Genomic DNA, 15,823 nt, shown 5'->3' on the forward strand with positions numbered 1-15,823 from the left:
CCATGTTGCCGTAAATAGCTTCTTTACCCCCGCTACTTTACGCATTGGGTAATGGGGAAAGGTCGGTCAAAACCCGCTATTATGCCTATCGACAGAACCGGTGCGGACCGGCCCTCTCTTTACGTCGGCTGGATCGACGCTCTTCCTGTACCGGCGGCGCTGATCCGTCCGATGGAGCGCGGCAATTTCAGCCTGCACGCGAGCAATGCCGCGTTCGACCGGCTGCGCCTGTCGCCGGCGGGCGCCAATGCCCCGATCGAGCTGCTGCGGGCGATCGAACGCGCGGCGCGTCACCCCGACGATACGCAGGAATTTTCGTGCCAGCTTGGTGAAGGGCCTGCGGCGCGCGACCTGCGCGGGTCGATCGGACCTTTGTCGGAGGAATGCGGCGACGACTCGCTGTTCCTCCTGACCCTGATCGACCGCACGCAGGAAATGATGACCGAGCGCAACCTGCGCCGCGAACTTATTTCCGACAGCCTGACCGGCCTGCCCAACCGCGCCGGCTTCGAGGAGCTCGTCGAACGGCGTTCGGCCGGCGACGCCGCCGGCGACCATGCGATCCTGCTGCTCGACCTCGCGCGGTTCAGCCGCATCAACGAACATATCGGGCCGCTCGCGGGCGACGAGCTGATCATCACGGTGGCGCGGCGGCTGAAGTCGAGCTTGCGCAGCGGCGACATATTGGCGCGGACCGGCGGCGACGAATTCGCCATTTCGTCGCGCGTGTCGGGCGGGCGCGCCGATGTGCGCGAAATGGCGCGGCGTATCCGCGGCTGCTTCGATCACCCCTTCCGCATCGGCACGCTCAAGGTCAGCGTCGACTGCGCGCTCGGCTGTGCGATTCAGCCGGCGATTGACACCGATATCGGTGACCAGATCCGCCACGCGCAGATTGCGCTCAAGCGGGCGAAGCAGACCGACCGGATCGAGATTTACGAACCCGAAGCGGCGATGCTGTCGGACAATCGCTTCGGGCTCGAAACCGAACTGCGCAACGCGATCGAGGAAGACCGGTTGCACCTCGCCTTCCAGCCGCTGATCGAACTGGCGAGCGGCAAGGTTGCGGGGTTCGAGGCGCTGGCGCGCTGGGATAACAGCGAGGGCAAGTCGGTGCCGCCGACCGAGTTCATCCCGATCGCCGAGGATTCGGGGCTGATCGTCCCGCTCGGCCAGCGGGTGATCAGCAAGGCGGCCGCGGTGCTCGCCGACTGGGACCGGCAGAACGGCGCGCCCGTCGATTGCTATTTTTCGGTCAATGTCTCGGCGATCCAGCTCGTTCGCGACGATATCGCCACGGTGGTGCGGCAGGCACTCACGGCGCACGAGATCGGCGGCGAACGGCTGATGATCGAACTCACCGAAAGCGCGATCATCGGTGATCCCGACCTCGCGCTGTCGGTGCTGAGCGAATTGAAGGCGCTGTCGACCCGTGTCGCGATGGACGATTTCGGCACCGGCTATTCGAACCTTGCCTATCTCCAGCGGCTACCGATCGATGTGCTCAAGATCGACCGCAGCTTCGTCGAGCATATGGTCGACGACCGCGACAAGGTGGCGATCGTCCGGACGATCCAGAGCCTTGCCGAAGTGCTGGGGATGAAAACGACTGCCGAGGGGGTCGAGACCGCCGATCAGGCCCGGCTGCTGTCGGCGCTCGGCTGCGATTTCGGGCAGGGCTTTCTGTTTGCGCGGCCGATGGAGGGCAAGGCGGCGCTCGATTACTGGCGTCAGTCGCTGGTGCGGCCGATCTTCTGATCGGCGATTTCGGCGACGCGCGCGGCATCGGGAAAATCCTCCGTCACCCACTCAGCCTCGACCGCTTTCAGGATGCGGGCGACTTCGGGGCCCGCCGCGATGCCGCGCGCGACAAGGTCGCCGCCCTTAAGCGGCAGGGCCGGAACGTCCCAGCCGGCCAATGCCTCTGTTGCGGCAGTGGCAGAGGCTGGATTGCCTGCGAGCAAATGGACATCGCGCGCCGCATCGATGCCGATCGCATGGGCCAGCTGGCGCGGCGGGCGCGCCGTGTCGCTGCGATACGCGGCGAGGGCTGCCAGATGCTTGCGCTGCCGGGTCGACAGGCGGAGCCGGCTTGCGACCTGTTCCGCCACGGCGGCGTTGGCGGGAAGGAGAGCGGCCAGGCGGCGGAGCGGCGCGGGCGCCACCCCTGCCGCGTCTTCATTGCCATGCAGCCGGTCGAGCGCCGCGGCAAATCCCGGATCGAGTTCGGGGAGCATGACGGCGAAGATCCCGTCGTCCGCCATCTGCCCCACGATCGCGCGCGGGTCGGGCAAAGCCAGTATCTTGGTCAGTTCGTCGGCGATGCGTTCGCGCGACAGGCTTTTGAGCGAATGGCGCGCGGCGACGACCGCCGCATGGCTCGCGGCATCGAGTTCGCCCCGCCCGAAGCGCGCCGCGAAGCGATAGAAGCGCAGGATGCGCAAATGATCCTCGGCAATCCGCGTCGCGGCATCGCCGATGAAGCGGATGCATCCGGCATCGAGGTCGGCAAGGCCGCCGAAATAATCGTCGACCTGCCAATCGGCGGGGTCGGCATAGAGCGCGTTGATCGTGAAATCGCGCCGCGCCGCATCCTCGCACCAGTCATCGGCGAAGGCGACCGTCGCGCGGCGCCCGTCGGTTTCGACGTCGCGGCGCAGCGTCGTGATCTCGTGATGGTCGCCGCTGGCAATTGCGGTGACGGTGCCGTGAGCGATGCCGGTCGGGATCACCTTGACGTCGGCGGCTTCGAGCCGCCGCACGACCTCGTGCGGCAACAGCGGCGTCGCGAGGTCGATGTCGGATACCGCAAGGCCGAGCAGCGTATCGCGCACCGCGCCGCCGACGACCCGGACCGCGCCGCCATCGGCGGTGAGCGCCGCGACGATGCGATGCAGCCCCGGCCGATCCTGCCACTCGGCGGCGGGCAGCCGGGTCACCGGTGCCAGCCCGCCGGCATCCGCCGCGCCAGATTGATGATGATCCCCGCCGTCACGCCCCAGATCCGCCGTCCCTGCCAGTGCATGTCATAATAATGCCGATCGTGGCCCTGCCAATGGGCGTGCTGTTGGATATAATTTTCCGGGTCGAACAGGACGTCGAGCGGCACTTCGAACCAGTCCTCGACCTCGTCGGGGTTGGGGTCGAGCGGCAGGTCGGGCGGGATCACCCCGAGCACGGGGGTGATGTGGTAACCGCTGCCCGAGCGATAGGCTTCGGTCGTCCCGGCGATCATGACGTCGCGGCGGCTGAGCCCGATCTCCTCCTCGGCCTCGCGCAGCGCGGCGTCGATCGCGTCGCGGTCGCCGGGGTCGATCTTGCCGCCCGGGAAAGCGACCTGCCCGGCGTGGCTGCGCAGCCACTGCGGTCGCTGGGTCAGGATGACGCCGGGGTCGGGGCGGTCGGTGAAAGCGATCAGCACTGCGGCATCGCGCAGCGTCGGCAGGCCGTCCATCAGATAGGTTTCGTCCTCGCCCGCTTCGGGGAGCAGATTGTCGAGCGCAGCGCGCAGCTTTTCGGACAGCATCAGGCGTCCACCAGCGGGAAGCGCGTGCCGTTCGACCAGATCGCGGGCGGCTCGCCCCCGTCCGCCAGCGCCATGTCGACGATCTCGTAATAGAGCGCGCGGTCGATCCGCGCTTCGAGCCCGTTGCCGATCGTCCCGCGCGCATGCAGGCGCGGATCGGGGTTGTCGGGATCGCTGCCGAAGCCGAGCGGATGATCGGCGCCCGCGATCACGAGATCGTCGGTGTCGAGCCGGAAAACGAGTTTGCGGGTATCGCCTTCGCCCTCGCTCTTCATCTCGACGGCACGGAAGGGCGTGTCCTCGACCGCAATCGACAGCTTTTCGGCCGGGGTGACGAGGACATGGCCGCCATCGGGCTCGCGGCGGAGGATGGTCGAGAAGAGTTTGACCATCGCCGGCCGGTTGATCCGTCCGCCCTCGTGATACCAGCTCCCGTCGGCGCGAATCTCCATCGCGCTGTCGCCGGTGCGTTCGGGATGCCACTGATCGACCGGCGGCAGCTTGCGCGCCGCGAGCAGTTCGGCCGCCTCGGCGAGCGACAGTTGTGCGAAGTCCTTCGGAAGCGAGGGGGCGGGAGTGACCATCCCACCGACATAGGCGGGCGGGCGGATGGTGCAACCCCGCGCGGCGTCAGCGCGGTCCGATCATCCCCGCGGCTGTCGGCAGGCCATGCCCGTTGACCGCCCGGGCGAGCAGGCGCCGCCGTTCGAACGGGCCCGGCAAATCCCACGCCGCGGTCGCGTCGGCGGTGAAGCCGAAGAAGCGGCCGTAATATTCGGGATCGCCGATCATCATCAGCGCGCTGTCGGCCTGCGTTTCGGCCGCTTCCAGCATCTGCGCCATCAGCGCGCGGCCGTGGCCGCCGCGCTGGACGTCGGGACGGACCGCGACGGGGCCGACCATGACGAGCGGGACGGCGCCGTTCGCCGAACGGTGCGCCACCGGCCAGCACTGGATCGTGCCGACCAGCACCCCGTCCTCGACCAGCGCAAAGCTGAGAGCCGGCACCGCCTCCGCGCCCTCGCGCAGACGGTAGGCGGTTCGTCCAAAGCGATCCGTTCCGAAAGCGGCGTCGAGGAGATCCTCGACGGCCTGCGGCTCGATATCGGACAATGGAAGTAACTCGACCAACGCGCACCCTTTCGCTAATGCGGCGGCGCTTTAGGGACCGGGGTCGTCGTTGCAAAGCCGAATGTCGCCCCCGATGGACAGGAATTTCTTGTGATCGATACATTGTGGCTGGAGGTGGCGGGTCTGACGACCCAGGTGCTGACCGGCATTTATTCCGAAGAAACCCACCTGCCGCAGCCGCTGCGCATTTCGGTGCGCGCGAAACTGGCGATGGCGGACCATTATGATCCGGTGACGCCGCTCAGCCATTCGAAAAACTATATGCACCTCAAATTCGCGGCGACCGAGGGCATCCCGAACGACGTGCATTTCGTGCTGATCGAAAGCGTCGCCGATCATATCATCGACACCCTGTTCCTGCAGGACGACAAGGTCGAGGAGGTCGAGGTGAAGATCGTCAAGCTGGCGATCGCCGAGGATGGCGAGGAGATCGGCATCACGATGCGCAGAAGCCGGCCGGGCGGGCGCAAATGACGCGGAAGCTGGCGCTGGTCACGGGCGGATTGCACCGGGTCGGGGCCGCGATTTCGGCGCGGCTGGCGCGCGAAGGTTATGAGCTGGCGCTGCACAAAAGGTCGGCGGCCGAGGCCGATCCGGTGCTTGCCGACGCGCTCGCCGAAACCGGCGCGCGGAGCCATCGTTTTGCCGCCGACCTTGCCAATCCCGCCGAGGTCGACGCGCTGCTGCCGGCGGTGATCGACAAGTTCGGCCGCGTGCCCGATCTGCTCGTCAACAATGCGGCGTTGTTTGCCGAGGGCGAATGGGCCGATCTGTCGGCGGCCGCGCTGGCCGAGATGATGCAGGTCAATCATCATGCGCCCGTGATGCTCGCCAAGGCGCTCGTGGCGGCGAGCGAAGGACGGCGCCCGGCGATCGTCAATATCGTCGACCAGCGCGTCGTCCATCCGGTGCCCGACCAGATCGCCTACAGCCTGTCGAAATCGGCGCTGTGGCAGGCGACGGCAACGCTGGCCGTGGCGTTCGGGGGCCGCGCACGGATCAATGCCGTCGCGCCGGGGCTGACGATGGCGACCGACGATTATTCGGACGCGCAGGTCGAACGGCTGGCGCAGCGCATGCCGCTCGGCGCGCTGCCGACGCCGGCCGAGATCGCCGATGCGGTCGCCTGGCTAGCGCGCGCCGGGGCAGTGACCGGGCAGACGATCTTCGTCGACGGCGGTGCGCATCTGGCGCCGATGGGGCGCGATTTCGTTCAGTTGGAGCGGGATCAATAGCGTTATCCCGGCGAAAGCCGGGATCTCCATCGTCCTGTCAGAACGATAGCGGCCCCAGCTTTCGCTGGGGCGACGATTATCAATAAATATGCACCGCCTTGGTGGCGAGATAGCCGTCGAGGCCCTCGGGGCCGCTTTCGCTGCCGAAGCCCGATTCCTTGATCCCGCCGAACGGTGCGTCGAGCGCCGAGATGACGAAGCTGTTCACGCCGACCATGCCGCTTTCGATCTGGTCGGCGATGCGGTTGATGCGGCGGCCGTTCTCGGTGAAGGCGAAGGCGGCGAGGCCGTAGGGCAGGCGGTTCGCCTGTTCGAGCGCCTCGTCCTCGGTGCCGAAGGGACGGATCAGCGCCATCGGGCCGAAGGGTTCGTGGCTCATCGCATCGGCTTCGAGCGGCACGTCGGCAATCGCGGTCGGCTGGAAGAAATAGCCGTCGCCCGTCGCCTCGCCGCCCGCGATCACGCGCGCACCCTTGGCCTTCGCATCGGCAACCAGCGCTTCGAGCGCGGGAACGCGGCGCGCGTTGGCGAGCGGGCCCATCTGGGTGTCGGCGTCGAGGCCGCTGCCGATCTTCACCTTCGCCGTGCGTTCGGCGAAGCCCTTGACGAAGGCGTCGTAGATGCCCTGCTGGACATAGAAGCGCGTCGGCGAAATGCAGACCTGCCCGGCGTTGCGGAACTTCTGCCACACCACCTTGTCGAGCGTGGTTTCGAGGTCGCAATCGTCGAAGATCAGCACCGGCGCATGGCCGCCGAGTTCCATCGTGATCCGCTGGACGCGGTCGGCGGCGAGCTTCATCAGATGCTTGCCGACCGCGGTCGAGCCGGTGAAGCTGACCTTGCGGATCACCGGGCTGCCGAGCAGGTGGCGACTGATCATGTCGGGGTCGCCATAGACGAGCTGGACGACGTCGCCCGGCACCCCGGCGTCGGCGATGCAGCGCATGATCGCGCTGGTGCAGCCCGGCGTCTCCTCGGGCGCCTTGGCGATGACGACGCAGCCCGCGGCGAGCGCGGGGGCGATTTTTTTCGCCATCAGATTGACCGGGAAGTTCCACGGGCTGAACGCCGCGACGGGGCCGACGGGCTGTTTCAGCACCATCGCGCGCTGGCCGACCGGACGCTGGAGCACCCGCCCTTCGATGCGTTTGCCCTGTTCGGCGAAATAGTCGAACAGCCCCGCCGCCGACAGCACCTCGCCGCGCGCTTCGCCGATCGGCTTGCCCTGTTCGAGCGTCATCAGCGTCGCGATCTGTTCGACCCGCTCACGGATCGTCGCTGCGACCTTGTGCATCAGCGCGGCGCGCTCGTCGGGCGTTTTTGCGCGCCACACCGGCCAGCCGCGTTCCGCCGCGGCGAGCGCCTCGTCGAGGTCGGCGGCGGTCGCGACGGGCAGCCCGGCGATCGTCCCCGCGGTGGCGGGATTATAGACCGGCCGCTCGTTGCGCCCCTCGCCGCTCCGCCAGGCACCGTCGATGAAAAGCTGGAGATCGGCGTCGTAGGTCGCGGTCATGGGGGTGCTTTCGTTACGCCCTCGAAATCCGTTCGTGTCGAGCGAAGTCGAGACACCCATCGGTTTAGCGCAAGGCCGAGAGGCGTCTCGACTTCGCTCGACGCGAACGGGAAGAGGGGCTTGGTCTAACAGGTGACGCCCATATAGGACCGGCTCAGCGATAGTTAAAGCTGATGCTGATCCGTTCGCCCTTGCCCGAATGCGGCATCACTTCGTGCCGCAGCCAGCTCTCCCAAAGGAAGACACGGCCCGCCGCGGGTTCGGCGTAGACGAAGGGGAGGAGATGCTCGGGCGCGTCGTCGGTACGGCCGGGCGCTGCCATCAGCATCGCGAGGCGCGGGTCTTCGAGCTTGAGCACACCCGAACCCGGCGGGACAGCCACATAGAAGGTCCCCGAGACGATGCTGTGCGGATGGATATGGCCGCTGTGGGTGCCGCCGGGTTTCAATATGTTGACCCACAGGCTGTCGAGCTTGAGCGGTTTGGCGAGATCGAAGTGGCACGCCTTGGCGAAAGCCTTGACCTCCTTGTCGAGCAGGCGCTTGAGGCCGTGGAAGGCCGGGTCGCGTTCGGGCAGGTCGCCGAGGCTCGCGTAGCTGGTGTAGCCCTTATAGCCATGCTCGCGGCTCCAGCGCCGTCCCGCGCCATCCTCTTCGGCGAACAGGCGGCTGCTTTCCTCCAGCTCTTCGAGCAGGTCGGGGGTGCCGATGTCGGCCTCGTAGAAATTTGTGGCGAAGAGCGTGCGAACGGGCATGATGGGCGCAAAGCACAGCGGATAGCGAAGAGCAAGGGAGACGAGGATGGCCGAGTTTGAACTGATCGCCGACGGATTGCGCTTTCCCGAGGCGCCGGTGGTGATGGACGACGGCAGCGTCATCGTCGTCGAGATCGAGGCGAAGCGGATCACGCGTTGCTGGCCCGGCGGCAGGAAGGAGGTCATCGCGACCCCCGGCGGCGGCCCTAACGGCCTTGCGATCGGTCCCGATGGCAAGCTTTATTGCTGCAACAACGGCGGCTTCAACTATGTCGAATCGAACGGCTATCTCGCGCCGCACGGCATCGCCGACGATTATTCGGGCGGGCGGATCGAGCGCATCGACATCGAGACGGGCGAAGTCGAGGTCCTCTACAAGAGCGGCGACCACGGCGTCGTCCTGCGCGGCCCGAACGACATCATGTTCGACGCGCATGGCGGCTTCTGGTTCACCGATCACGGCAAGGTCGATTATGCCGCGCGCTGTCACGACATCGTCGGCATCTTCTACGCCAAGGCCGACGGCAGCTTTATCGAGGAAGTGATCTTCCCGAGCTATAATCCCAACGGCATCGGCATCTCGCCCGACGGCACCAAGCTGTATGCTGCCGAAACCTACACCTGCCGGCTGACCCAGTTCAATATCGTCGCGCCGGGCAAGGTCGACGACAGCGCGGGGCCGGGCGGCCCGGGCATCCCGCTCTATCGCCCCGCGGGCTATAAATTCTTCGACAGCCTCGCGATGGAAGCGAACGGCAATATCTGCGTCGCGACGATCGGCGAATGCGGGATTTCGGTCGTCGGTCCCGACGGACAGCTCGTCGAATTTGTCGAGACCGACGATATCTTCACCACCAACATCGCCTTCGGCGGGCCCGACCGGCAGGATGCCTATATCACCCTGTCGGGAACGGGCCGGCTCGTGAAGACGCGCTGGGCCAGACCGGGGTTGCAGCTCCAATACTGACCCGCGCCCCGGGAGGGAGAGGCGAGGATGAGGATGATATGGGTCGCGGCGCTGCTGATCGCGGCGCCGGCAAATGGGCAGGTGCTGAACGCCGAACAGGCCGATGCGATCGTCAAGGGCTGCGCCGCGCACGCGCGCGCCAAGGGGCAGGGGCATGCGATCGCGGTCGTCGATCTGGGCGGCCACCCGGTCGCCACCTGGCGGATGGACGGCAATGCGTTCGGCATGATGGACTTCTCGCTCGCCAAGGCGCGCGCGGTCGCGGCGTGGGGTTTCGCGACGAGCGGGATGGAGGAAGCGGTGAAGGGCACGCCGGGCTTTGCCGACGCGCCGCACGTCGTCACCGTGCCGGGCGGCGTACCGATCTTCAGCGCCGACGGACGCACGCGGCTCGGCGGCGTCGGCGCGTCGGGCGAGGCGCCGGCGGACGATGCCGGTTGCGCCGCCGCCGGGATCGCGGCAGCAGGTCTGAAGTCGGAACGCGCCCGCTGATTGTCGTCGCGCGCGGCCCGCAGCAGGGAGCGCCGTCATGCACGAGGAAACCCACGCCGTCACGCGGATCGGCTGGCTGCGCGCCGCGATCCTCGGCGCCAACGACGGCATCGTGTCGACCGCGAGCCTGATCGCCGGGGTCGCCGCGGCGGGCGTGTCGCAATCGTCGATCCTCGTCACCGGCACTGCGGGACTCGTCGCAGGGGCGATGTCGATGGCGGCGGGCGAATATGTGTCGGTGAGTTCGCAGGGCGACGCCGAGAAGGCCGATGTCGAGCTGGAGAAACGCCACCTTGCCGCCGACCCCGAGTTCGAGCTCGAGGAACTGACGCAGATATACGAGCAGCGCGGACTGACCCGCGCGCTCGCCGAACAGGTCGCGGTCGAGCTCACCGCGCATGACGCGCTCGATACCCATCTGCGCGACGAACTGGGGATGACCGATGCGATGGCGGCGCGGCCGGTGCAGGCGGCGGCGGCTTCGGCGGCGAGTTTCGCGATCGGCGCGGCGCTGCCGCTGGGGACAGTGCTGGTCGACAGCGGCGATTCCTTGCCCTTCACCGTCTCGGCGGCTTCGCTCGTCTTCCTCGCCATCCTCGGCGCGCTGGGGGCATGGGCGGGGAAGGCGCCGATGCTGCGCCCCGTCGTCCGCGTGACCTTCTGGGGCGCGGTGGCGATGGCGGTAACGATCGCGATCGGATCGCTGCTCGGAACGACGGTGGGTTAGCGGCGCTCCAGCCATTCGCGGAGCGCAACGGCATTGTTCCGCTCCTCGCTCTTCGCCGCATAGAGCAAGGTCACCGGACCCGCCTCTGCCGCCGCGTCGAGCGTGAAGAGCGCGGCCTTCGTCTCGTCGCCGCCGGCATCGAGTTCGGCGAAATAGTCGAGCCGGAAGGCATCCCACGCTTCGTCCGAATCGGCGGTCTCGCCGTGATAGCGTTTGCGCAGGGCGTCGCTGGGCGACAGCGGTTTCAACCACGCCGCGAGCGCCGCCTTTTCCTTCGACACGCCGCGCGGCCAAAGCCGATCGACGAGGAAGCGCATGCCGTCGCCGGGACCGGCCGGTTCGTGGATGCGTTTGACCGCGATTGTCAGGGGCAGCGCCATCTGTATGACTATCGTCCATCCCGCAGCCGCGGGCAAGCCAATCGGAGGGGTCGGACATGAGCAGAGCTGGCTGGGCGATCGATATCGATCGTGACGATATCACGAAGGCCGATCTGGTCGAGGGTGTCGCTGCGCCGCTCGCGCCGGGGCAGGTGCGCGTCCACCTCGACAGCTATGCGATGACCGCGAACAACATCACCTATGCGGTGTTCGGCAAGCCGGCCGGGCTGTTCGGCCCAGATAAAAATGGGAGGGACCAGGGCTATTGGGATTTCTTTGCCGAGCGTGGCGAGCCGGGGCGGCTGCCGGTATGGGGTTTCGCGACCGTCACCGAGAGCGCCGCCGAGGGCGTTGCCGCCGGCGACCGCTTCTACGGCTATTATCCGATGGCGAGCGACGCCGTGCTGACCGTCGGCAAGGCGGGGCCGGGCGGCTTCACCGACGTGACGCCGCGGCGGATGACGCTGCCGCCGATCTATAACAATTATCAGCGGATCGAGGCGCTGGCCGACTATCGCGCCGCAGACCATGATTATTGGCCAGTCTTCCGCCCGCTGTTCCTGACCGGCTGGCTGATCGCCGACCAGTTCGACGATGAGGGCGACTATGGCGCAAGCCAGATCCTGATCGCGAGCGCATCGAGCAAGACCGCGATCGGGCTCGGCTTTTCGATCGCCCGGCGCGCCGAGCATCGCCCCGAAACGATCGGCCTGACCAGCAAGGCCAATGTCGCCAGCCTTGCGGAGCAGGGTATCTACGATCGCGTCATTGCCTATGACGACATCATGACGCTCAATCCGGGGACGCCCTCGGCGCTCGTCGACATGGCGGGCAATGGCGCGGTGACCCGCGCGGTGCACAGCCATTTCGGCCATAATCTCCAAGCCTCGATCATCGTCGGCAAGTCGCACTGGGACGCCGACGCTGGGGAAGCCGCGCTGCCCGGTCCCGAACGGCAAGGCTTTTTCGCGCCGGGGCGCAGCCAGAAGCGCATCGCCGACTGGGGCGGGCCGGCGTTCGGGCAGAAAATCGCCCAGGCCTGGCTGGGTTTCATGGATGTGGCGCCGCGGCTGACGGCGATCGACAAGCGGCAGGGGAGCGAGGCGGCGCTCGCCGCGTACCACGACATGCTCGCGGGTCGCGCCGACCCAAGGGCGGGGATCGTCGTCGAACCCTGACCCGGTGGTTGACGTTAACGTCAATCTGCGCTCTAGCCGCGCCATGTCTCGCTACACCCATGTCATCTTCGACTTCGGCGGCGTCATCACCGCCTCGCCCTTCGAAGCGTTCAACCGGCTGGAGGAGGAGCGCGGGCTGCCGCGCGATTTCGTCCGCCGCGTCAATGCGACGAACCCCGACGACAATGCCTGGGCGAAATTTGAACGCGCCGAGATCGACGCGGCGAGTTTCGACACCGAATTTGCCGCCGAAGCGCGCGCGCTGGGGCACGAGCTCGAAGGCGAAGCGGTGCTCGCGGTCATTGCGGGCGCCGTCCGCCCGGCGATGGTCGCGGCGCTCGACACGCTGAAGGCGCAGGGTTTTACCATCGCGTGCATCACGAACAATGTCCCCGGCGGCAAGGGCATCAAGGGCGCCGGGATGACGCGCAGCGAGGAAGCCGCGAACGAGGTCGCAAGCATCATGGCGCGCTTTGCGCATGTCATCGAATCGAGCAAGGCGGGCGTCCGCAAGCCCGACCCCGCCATCTATCTGATGATGTGCGAAGCGCTGGGCGTCGAACCGGCGAACTGCATCTACCTCGACGACCTCGGCATCAACTGCAAACCCGCGAGCCAGCTCGGCATGCACGCGATCAAGGTGACGAGCGGCGAACAGGCGCTCGCCGACCTGTCGGCGGCGCTGGGGGTGCCGCTAGGCTGACGCTTCCGCGAGATCGAGCTTTGCTGCTTCATCGAAAATCCGCGTCAGCACCGGTTCGGTGTCCGAAACGCGCATGGCGACGTGGAACTCGACGGGCGCGAGGGCGGGCATGTCGGCGATCGGGGTGAGCGTGCCGCCGGCGATTTCGGCGCGGACCATCGGTTCGGGAAAGATACCGATGCCGCCGCCGACCTTGGCGATGTCGATCATCGTCCGCGCATTGTTGCAGAGGTTGAGCGACTTTTGCGTAATGCGCGACGCCTGGATCGCGTCGCGCATCCGGCCGTGGATCGGCGAATGGCTGGCGAGCGACCAGACGGGGACGGGCTGGCTGCTGTCGCCGCGACCGAAGGCGGCGGCGACCGCCGGACTGGCGAGCCAGACCAGCGCGACCTCGCCGATCGGCCGTGTCTTGAGCGCGGGGTGCGCGATCGGACCCGCGGCGAAGGCAATGTCGGTGCGGCCGGTGAGCAGTTGCTGGATGAGGTTGGCGGTCAGGTCGATCTCGATTTCGAGCCCGACGTTCGGCATGTCGGCCTTGAGCGCGGCGACGAAGGCGGGCAGGCAGCTTGCTGCGGCAATCTCGCCCGCCCCGATCCGCACGACGCCGCTCGCTTCGGCGAAACCGCCGCTGCCGAGTAGCGCGACCTGCATGTCACGAAGCAGCGGGTCGCAGTCGCGCACCAGCTTGCGCCCCGCCGCGGTCAGCGACATCGTCCGTCCGTCGCGGCGGAACAGCGTCGTGCCCAGCCTCTGCTCCAGCTCGCGCATCCGCGCTGACACCGCGGGCTGCGTCGTGTTGAGCCGCTCTGCGGCGGCCGAAAAAGTGCCGAGGCGGTCGATCCAGAGCAATGTTTCGAGGTGATAGATCGAGATGCGATTGATAGACATTGTTTATGTATAATCGAAAAATAGAGTAATTAGAATTGATGGATTTTATCCGCCAAGGTCGCCGCCGCCAGCAGTGAGGAGTGTGTTCATGGGTAACAAGCGATACGCCGACGCAGCCGCCGCACTCGAAGGACTGCTCTTTGACGGCATGCATATCTGCGCCGGCGGGTTCGGCCTGTGCGGCATTCCCGAACGGCTGATCGACGCGATCCGCGATGCGGGCACGAAAGAGCTGACGATCGCCAGCAACAACGCCGGCATCGATGGCGAAGGGCTGGGCAAGCTGCTCCGCACCAAGCAGGTCAAAAAGATGATCAGCAGCTATGTCGGCGAGAACAAGGAGTTCGAGCGGCAATATCTGGCGAGCGAGCTCGAGGTCGAATTCTGCCCGCAGGGCACGCTCGCCGAACGTTGCCGCGCCGGCGGTGCGGGCATCCCGGGCTTCTACACCAAGACCGGCGTCGGCACGCTCGTCGCCGAGGGCAAGGAAGTGAAGAATTTCGACGGGCAGGATTATATCCTCGAACGCGGCATCTTCGCCGACCTTGCGATCGTCAAGGGGTGGAAGGCCGACGAGAGCGGCAACCTCATTTTCCGCAAGACCGCGCGCAACTTCAACCAGCCGATGGCGACCGCCGCGAAGATCTGCGTCGCCGAGGTCGAGGAAATTGTGCCCGTCGGCAGCCTCGACCCCGACAGCATCCACCTGCCCGGCATCTATGTGAAGCGAATGATCGTCGGTGCCCCTTACGACAAGAAGATCGAGTTCCGCACGACGCGCCCGCGCGAGACGGCGTGATGCGTAGTCTTGCCCTGACGGCCGGGCTGCTGCTGGCCGGCTGTGCGAGTGCTCCGGCCGAGGTGGCGACAACGCCGCCGCCGCCCGCCGCTGCGGCGCCTGCCGAAGCCGGCAAGCCGCCGGTGCCGCTGCAATTTCTCTATGGCTCGGCCGAGGCCGCGATCGCAGTGCGGGCGGTCAATGCGCGGATCGCCGGCTATGGCGTGTGGCGGGTCAAGGAGCGGCCGCGCGACAGCGTGGTCCTTGCGCCGGGCGCGACGATGGACGCGCCGCGCTTCGAACCGTGCGGCGACAAGCCCTTTGCTGCGGTGTTCGATGCCGACGAAACGTTGATCTGGAATATCGCGCCGATGCGCCTGTTCGCCGAAAAAGGCGGCGCCTTCGACCTTGCGGTCTGGGATCAGTGGGAAAAGACCGGCGCGGGCAAGGCAAAGGCGATGCCCGGGACGGTCGAGATGGTGAACGCGCTCCGCGCCGCGGGGATCACCGTGATCGCCAACACCAACCGCAGCGCCGGTAATGCCAAGGGCAGCGAGGACACGCTCCGCGCCGCCGGGCTCGGCGAATTCCGGCATGGCGAAACGCTGTTCCTGATGGGCGACGACGCCGGGGGTTCGAGCAAGGACCCGCGCCGTGCGACGATCGCGTCAAAATATTGCGTGATCATCCTCGGCGGCGACCAGCTCGGCGATTTCAGCCAGCAATTCAATGCGAAGGAGCTCCCAGCCGCGCAGCGCATGGCGCTTGCGACAGGGCCCGCCGCGACCGCACTCTGGGACAAGGGCTGGTTCCTTTTTCCCAACCCCGTCTACGGCCCCTGGCAAACGCTGGGCCAGGACGATGTTTTCTCCACCGACAGCGAATGGAAACCCCGATAATGCCTTGGACCCGCGACGATATGGCGGCACGCGCCGCGAAGGAACTGCAGGACGGCTATTACGTCAACCTCGGCATCGGCATCCCGACGCTGGTCGCGAATCATATCCCGGCCGGGATGACGGTGACGTTGCAGTCGGAAAACGGCATGCTCGGCATCGGTCCCTTTCCCTATGAGGGCGAGGAAGACCCCGACCTGATCAACGCGGGCAAGCAGACGATCAGCGAACTGCCGCAGTCGGCCTATTTCGGGTCCGAACAGAGCTTTGCGATGATTCGCGGCGGGCATATCGACCTCACTGTGTTGGGCGCGATGGAGATTGCCGAAAACGGCGACATCGCCAACTGGATGATCCCGGGCAAGATGATCAAGGGCATGGGCGGCGCGATGGATCTCGTCGCCGGGGTCAAGAAGATCATCGTCGTGATGGAGCACAACGCCAAGAACGGCAGCCCCAAGTTCATCCCCGCCTGCACACTGCCGCTGACCGGCAAGAATGTCGTCGACATGATCATCACCGACCTCGCGGTGTTCCGGCGCGACGACCATGACAGCCCGTTCAGGCTGATCGAACTCGCGCCGGGGGTGACGGCGGCGGATGTCGCCGCTAAGACGACGGCCAATTATGAGGTCGCCATCTAAACAAAGGT

General features: G+C 66.7%; 19 protein-coding genes. 11 read left to right on the plus strand and 8 right to left on the minus strand.

Annotated elements, in window-relative coordinates:
• The first annotated feature begins 81 nt into the window (after nt 1-81).
• Nucleotides 82-1,758 (plus strand): putative bifunctional diguanylate cyclase/phosphodiesterase, encoded by a 1,677-nt coding sequence (locus V6U71_RS01860; RefSeq protein ID WP_411340733.1) that lies wholly within the window; start codon nt 82-84, stop codon nt 1,756-1,758.
• Here V6U71_RS01860 and V6U71_RS01865 read toward each other — a convergent pair.
• From V6U71_RS01865 to V6U71_RS01880, 4 genes are read right to left on the minus strand one after another with little or no spacing between them, the layout of a single operon-like run.
• Entirely contained in the window at nt 1,731-2,939 is a 1,209-nt protein-coding gene (locus V6U71_RS01865) for a CCA tRNA nucleotidyltransferase (protein WP_411340734.1), read from the minus strand. The genes V6U71_RS01860 and V6U71_RS01865 overlap by 28 nt on opposite strands.
• Nucleotides 2,936-3,526 carry a CoA pyrophosphatase gene (locus V6U71_RS01870; RefSeq protein ID WP_411340735.1) on the minus strand — a complete coding sequence of 197 codons (591 nt, stop codon included), beginning with the start codon at nt 3,524-3,526 and terminating at the stop codon, nt 2,936-2,938. Before V6U71_RS01870 ends, V6U71_RS01865 begins: the two co-directional genes overlap by 4 nt.
• Nucleotides 3,526-4,110 (minus strand): DUF1285 domain-containing protein, encoded by a 585-nt coding sequence (locus V6U71_RS01875; protein WP_411340736.1) that lies wholly within the window; start codon nt 4,108-4,110, stop codon nt 3,526-3,528. The genes V6U71_RS01870 and V6U71_RS01875 overlap by 1 nt, the downstream gene beginning before the upstream one ends.
• A 46-nt stretch (nt 4,111-4,156) precedes the next feature.
• Nucleotides 4,157-4,657 (minus strand): GNAT family N-acetyltransferase, encoded by a 501-nt coding sequence (locus V6U71_RS01880; protein WP_411340737.1) that lies wholly within the window; start codon nt 4,655-4,657, stop codon nt 4,157-4,159.
• Between the two features lie 90 nt (nt 4,658-4,747).
• On the opposite strand from V6U71_RS01880, the gene V6U71_RS01885 reads away from it, so the two are divergent.
• A complete protein-coding gene (locus tag V6U71_RS01885) occupies nt 4,748-5,131 on the plus strand; it encodes a dihydroneopterin aldolase (protein WP_411340738.1) in 384 nt (127 codons plus the stop codon).
• Nucleotides 5,128-5,892, plus strand: a complete 765-nt coding sequence (locus V6U71_RS01890) for an SDR family oxidoreductase (protein WP_411340739.1) — start codon at nt 5,128-5,130, stop codon at nt 5,890-5,892. The genes V6U71_RS01885 and V6U71_RS01890 overlap by 4 nt, the downstream gene beginning before the upstream one ends.
• A gap of 79 nt (nt 5,893-5,971) precedes the next feature.
• Here the strand turns inward: V6U71_RS01890 and V6U71_RS01895 are convergent, their stop codons facing one another.
• A complete protein-coding gene (locus tag V6U71_RS01895; RefSeq protein ID WP_411340740.1) occupies nt 5,972-7,405 on the minus strand; it encodes an NAD-dependent succinate-semialdehyde dehydrogenase in 1,434 nt (477 codons plus the stop codon).
• 154 nt (nt 7,406-7,559) lie between these two features.
• Nucleotides 7,560-8,159, minus strand: a complete 600-nt coding sequence (locus V6U71_RS01900; RefSeq protein ID WP_411340741.1) for a TIGR02466 family protein — start codon at nt 8,157-8,159, stop codon at nt 7,560-7,562.
• A 46-nt stretch (nt 8,160-8,205) separates the two neighbouring features.
• Here V6U71_RS01900 and V6U71_RS01905 point away from each other — a divergent pair, with 46 nt between their 5' ends.
• Genes V6U71_RS01905 through V6U71_RS01915 form a run of 3 tightly spaced genes read left to right on the plus strand, consistent with a single transcriptional unit; the run spans nt 8,206 to nt 10,345 of the window.
• Complete coding sequence (locus tag V6U71_RS01905) at nt 8,206-9,126, plus strand: SMP-30/gluconolactonase/LRE family protein (RefSeq protein ID WP_411340742.1); 921 nt, start codon at nt 8,206-8,208, stop codon at nt 9,124-9,126.
• Nucleotides 9,127-9,153: 27 nt separating this feature from the next.
• Nucleotides 9,154-9,618, plus strand: coding sequence for a GlcG/HbpS family heme-binding protein (locus tag V6U71_RS01910; RefSeq protein ID WP_411340743.1), 465 nt, complete (start codon nt 9,154-9,156; stop codon nt 9,616-9,618).
• A gap of 37 nt (nt 9,619-9,655) precedes the next feature.
• Entirely contained in the window at nt 9,656-10,345 is a 690-nt protein-coding gene (locus tag V6U71_RS01915; RefSeq protein ID WP_411340744.1) for a VIT1/CCC1 transporter family protein, read from the plus strand.
• Here the strand turns inward: V6U71_RS01915 and V6U71_RS01920 are convergent.
• Complete coding sequence (locus tag V6U71_RS01920) at nt 10,342-10,725, minus strand: DUF488 domain-containing protein (protein ID WP_411340745.1); 384 nt, start codon at nt 10,723-10,725, stop codon at nt 10,342-10,344. The genes V6U71_RS01915 and V6U71_RS01920 overlap by 4 nt on opposite strands.
• Nucleotides 10,726-10,781: 56 nt before the next feature.
• On the opposite strand from V6U71_RS01920, the gene V6U71_RS01925 reads away from it, so the two are divergent.
• Nucleotides 10,782-11,903 (plus strand): DUF2855 family protein, encoded by a 1,122-nt coding sequence (locus V6U71_RS01925; protein WP_411340746.1) that lies wholly within the window; start codon nt 10,782-10,784, stop codon nt 11,901-11,903.
• A gap of 43 nt (nt 11,904-11,946) precedes the next feature.
• Nucleotides 11,947-12,606: an HAD-IA family hydrolase gene (locus V6U71_RS01930; RefSeq protein ID WP_411340747.1), complete on the plus strand. Its 660-nt coding sequence runs from the start codon at nt 11,947-11,949 to the stop codon at nt 12,604-12,606.
• Here the strand turns inward: V6U71_RS01930 and V6U71_RS01935 are convergent.
• Nucleotides 12,598-13,497, minus strand: a complete 900-nt coding sequence (locus tag V6U71_RS01935; protein WP_411340748.1) for a LysR family transcriptional regulator — start codon at nt 13,495-13,497, stop codon at nt 12,598-12,600. The genes V6U71_RS01930 and V6U71_RS01935 overlap by 9 nt on opposite strands.
• 88 nt (nt 13,498-13,585) lie before the next feature.
• On the opposite strand from V6U71_RS01935, the gene V6U71_RS01940 reads away from it, so the two are divergent.
• Genes V6U71_RS01940 through V6U71_RS01950 form a run of 3 tightly spaced genes read left to right on the plus strand, consistent with a single transcriptional unit; the run spans nt 13,586 to nt 15,815 of the window.
• Entirely contained in the window at nt 13,586-14,296 is a 711-nt protein-coding gene (locus V6U71_RS01940; protein ID WP_411340749.1) for a CoA transferase subunit A, read from the plus strand.
• Nucleotides 14,296-15,174 carry an HAD family acid phosphatase gene (locus V6U71_RS01945; RefSeq protein ID WP_411340750.1) on the plus strand — a complete coding sequence of 293 codons (879 nt, stop codon included), beginning with the start codon at nt 14,296-14,298 and terminating at the stop codon, nt 15,172-15,174. Before V6U71_RS01940 ends, V6U71_RS01945 begins: the two co-directional genes overlap by 1 nt.
• Nucleotides 15,174-15,815: a CoA transferase subunit B gene (locus V6U71_RS01950; protein WP_411340751.1), complete on the plus strand. Its 642-nt coding sequence runs from the start codon at nt 15,174-15,176 to the stop codon at nt 15,813-15,815. The genes V6U71_RS01945 and V6U71_RS01950 overlap by 1 nt, the downstream gene beginning before the upstream one ends.
• The last annotated feature ends 8 nt before the right edge of the window (nt 15,816-15,823 follow it).

Source organism: Sphingopyxis sp. J-6, from assembly GCF_046603995.1.
Lineage (GTDB): Bacteria > Pseudomonadota > Alphaproteobacteria > Sphingomonadales > Sphingomonadaceae > Sphingopyxis.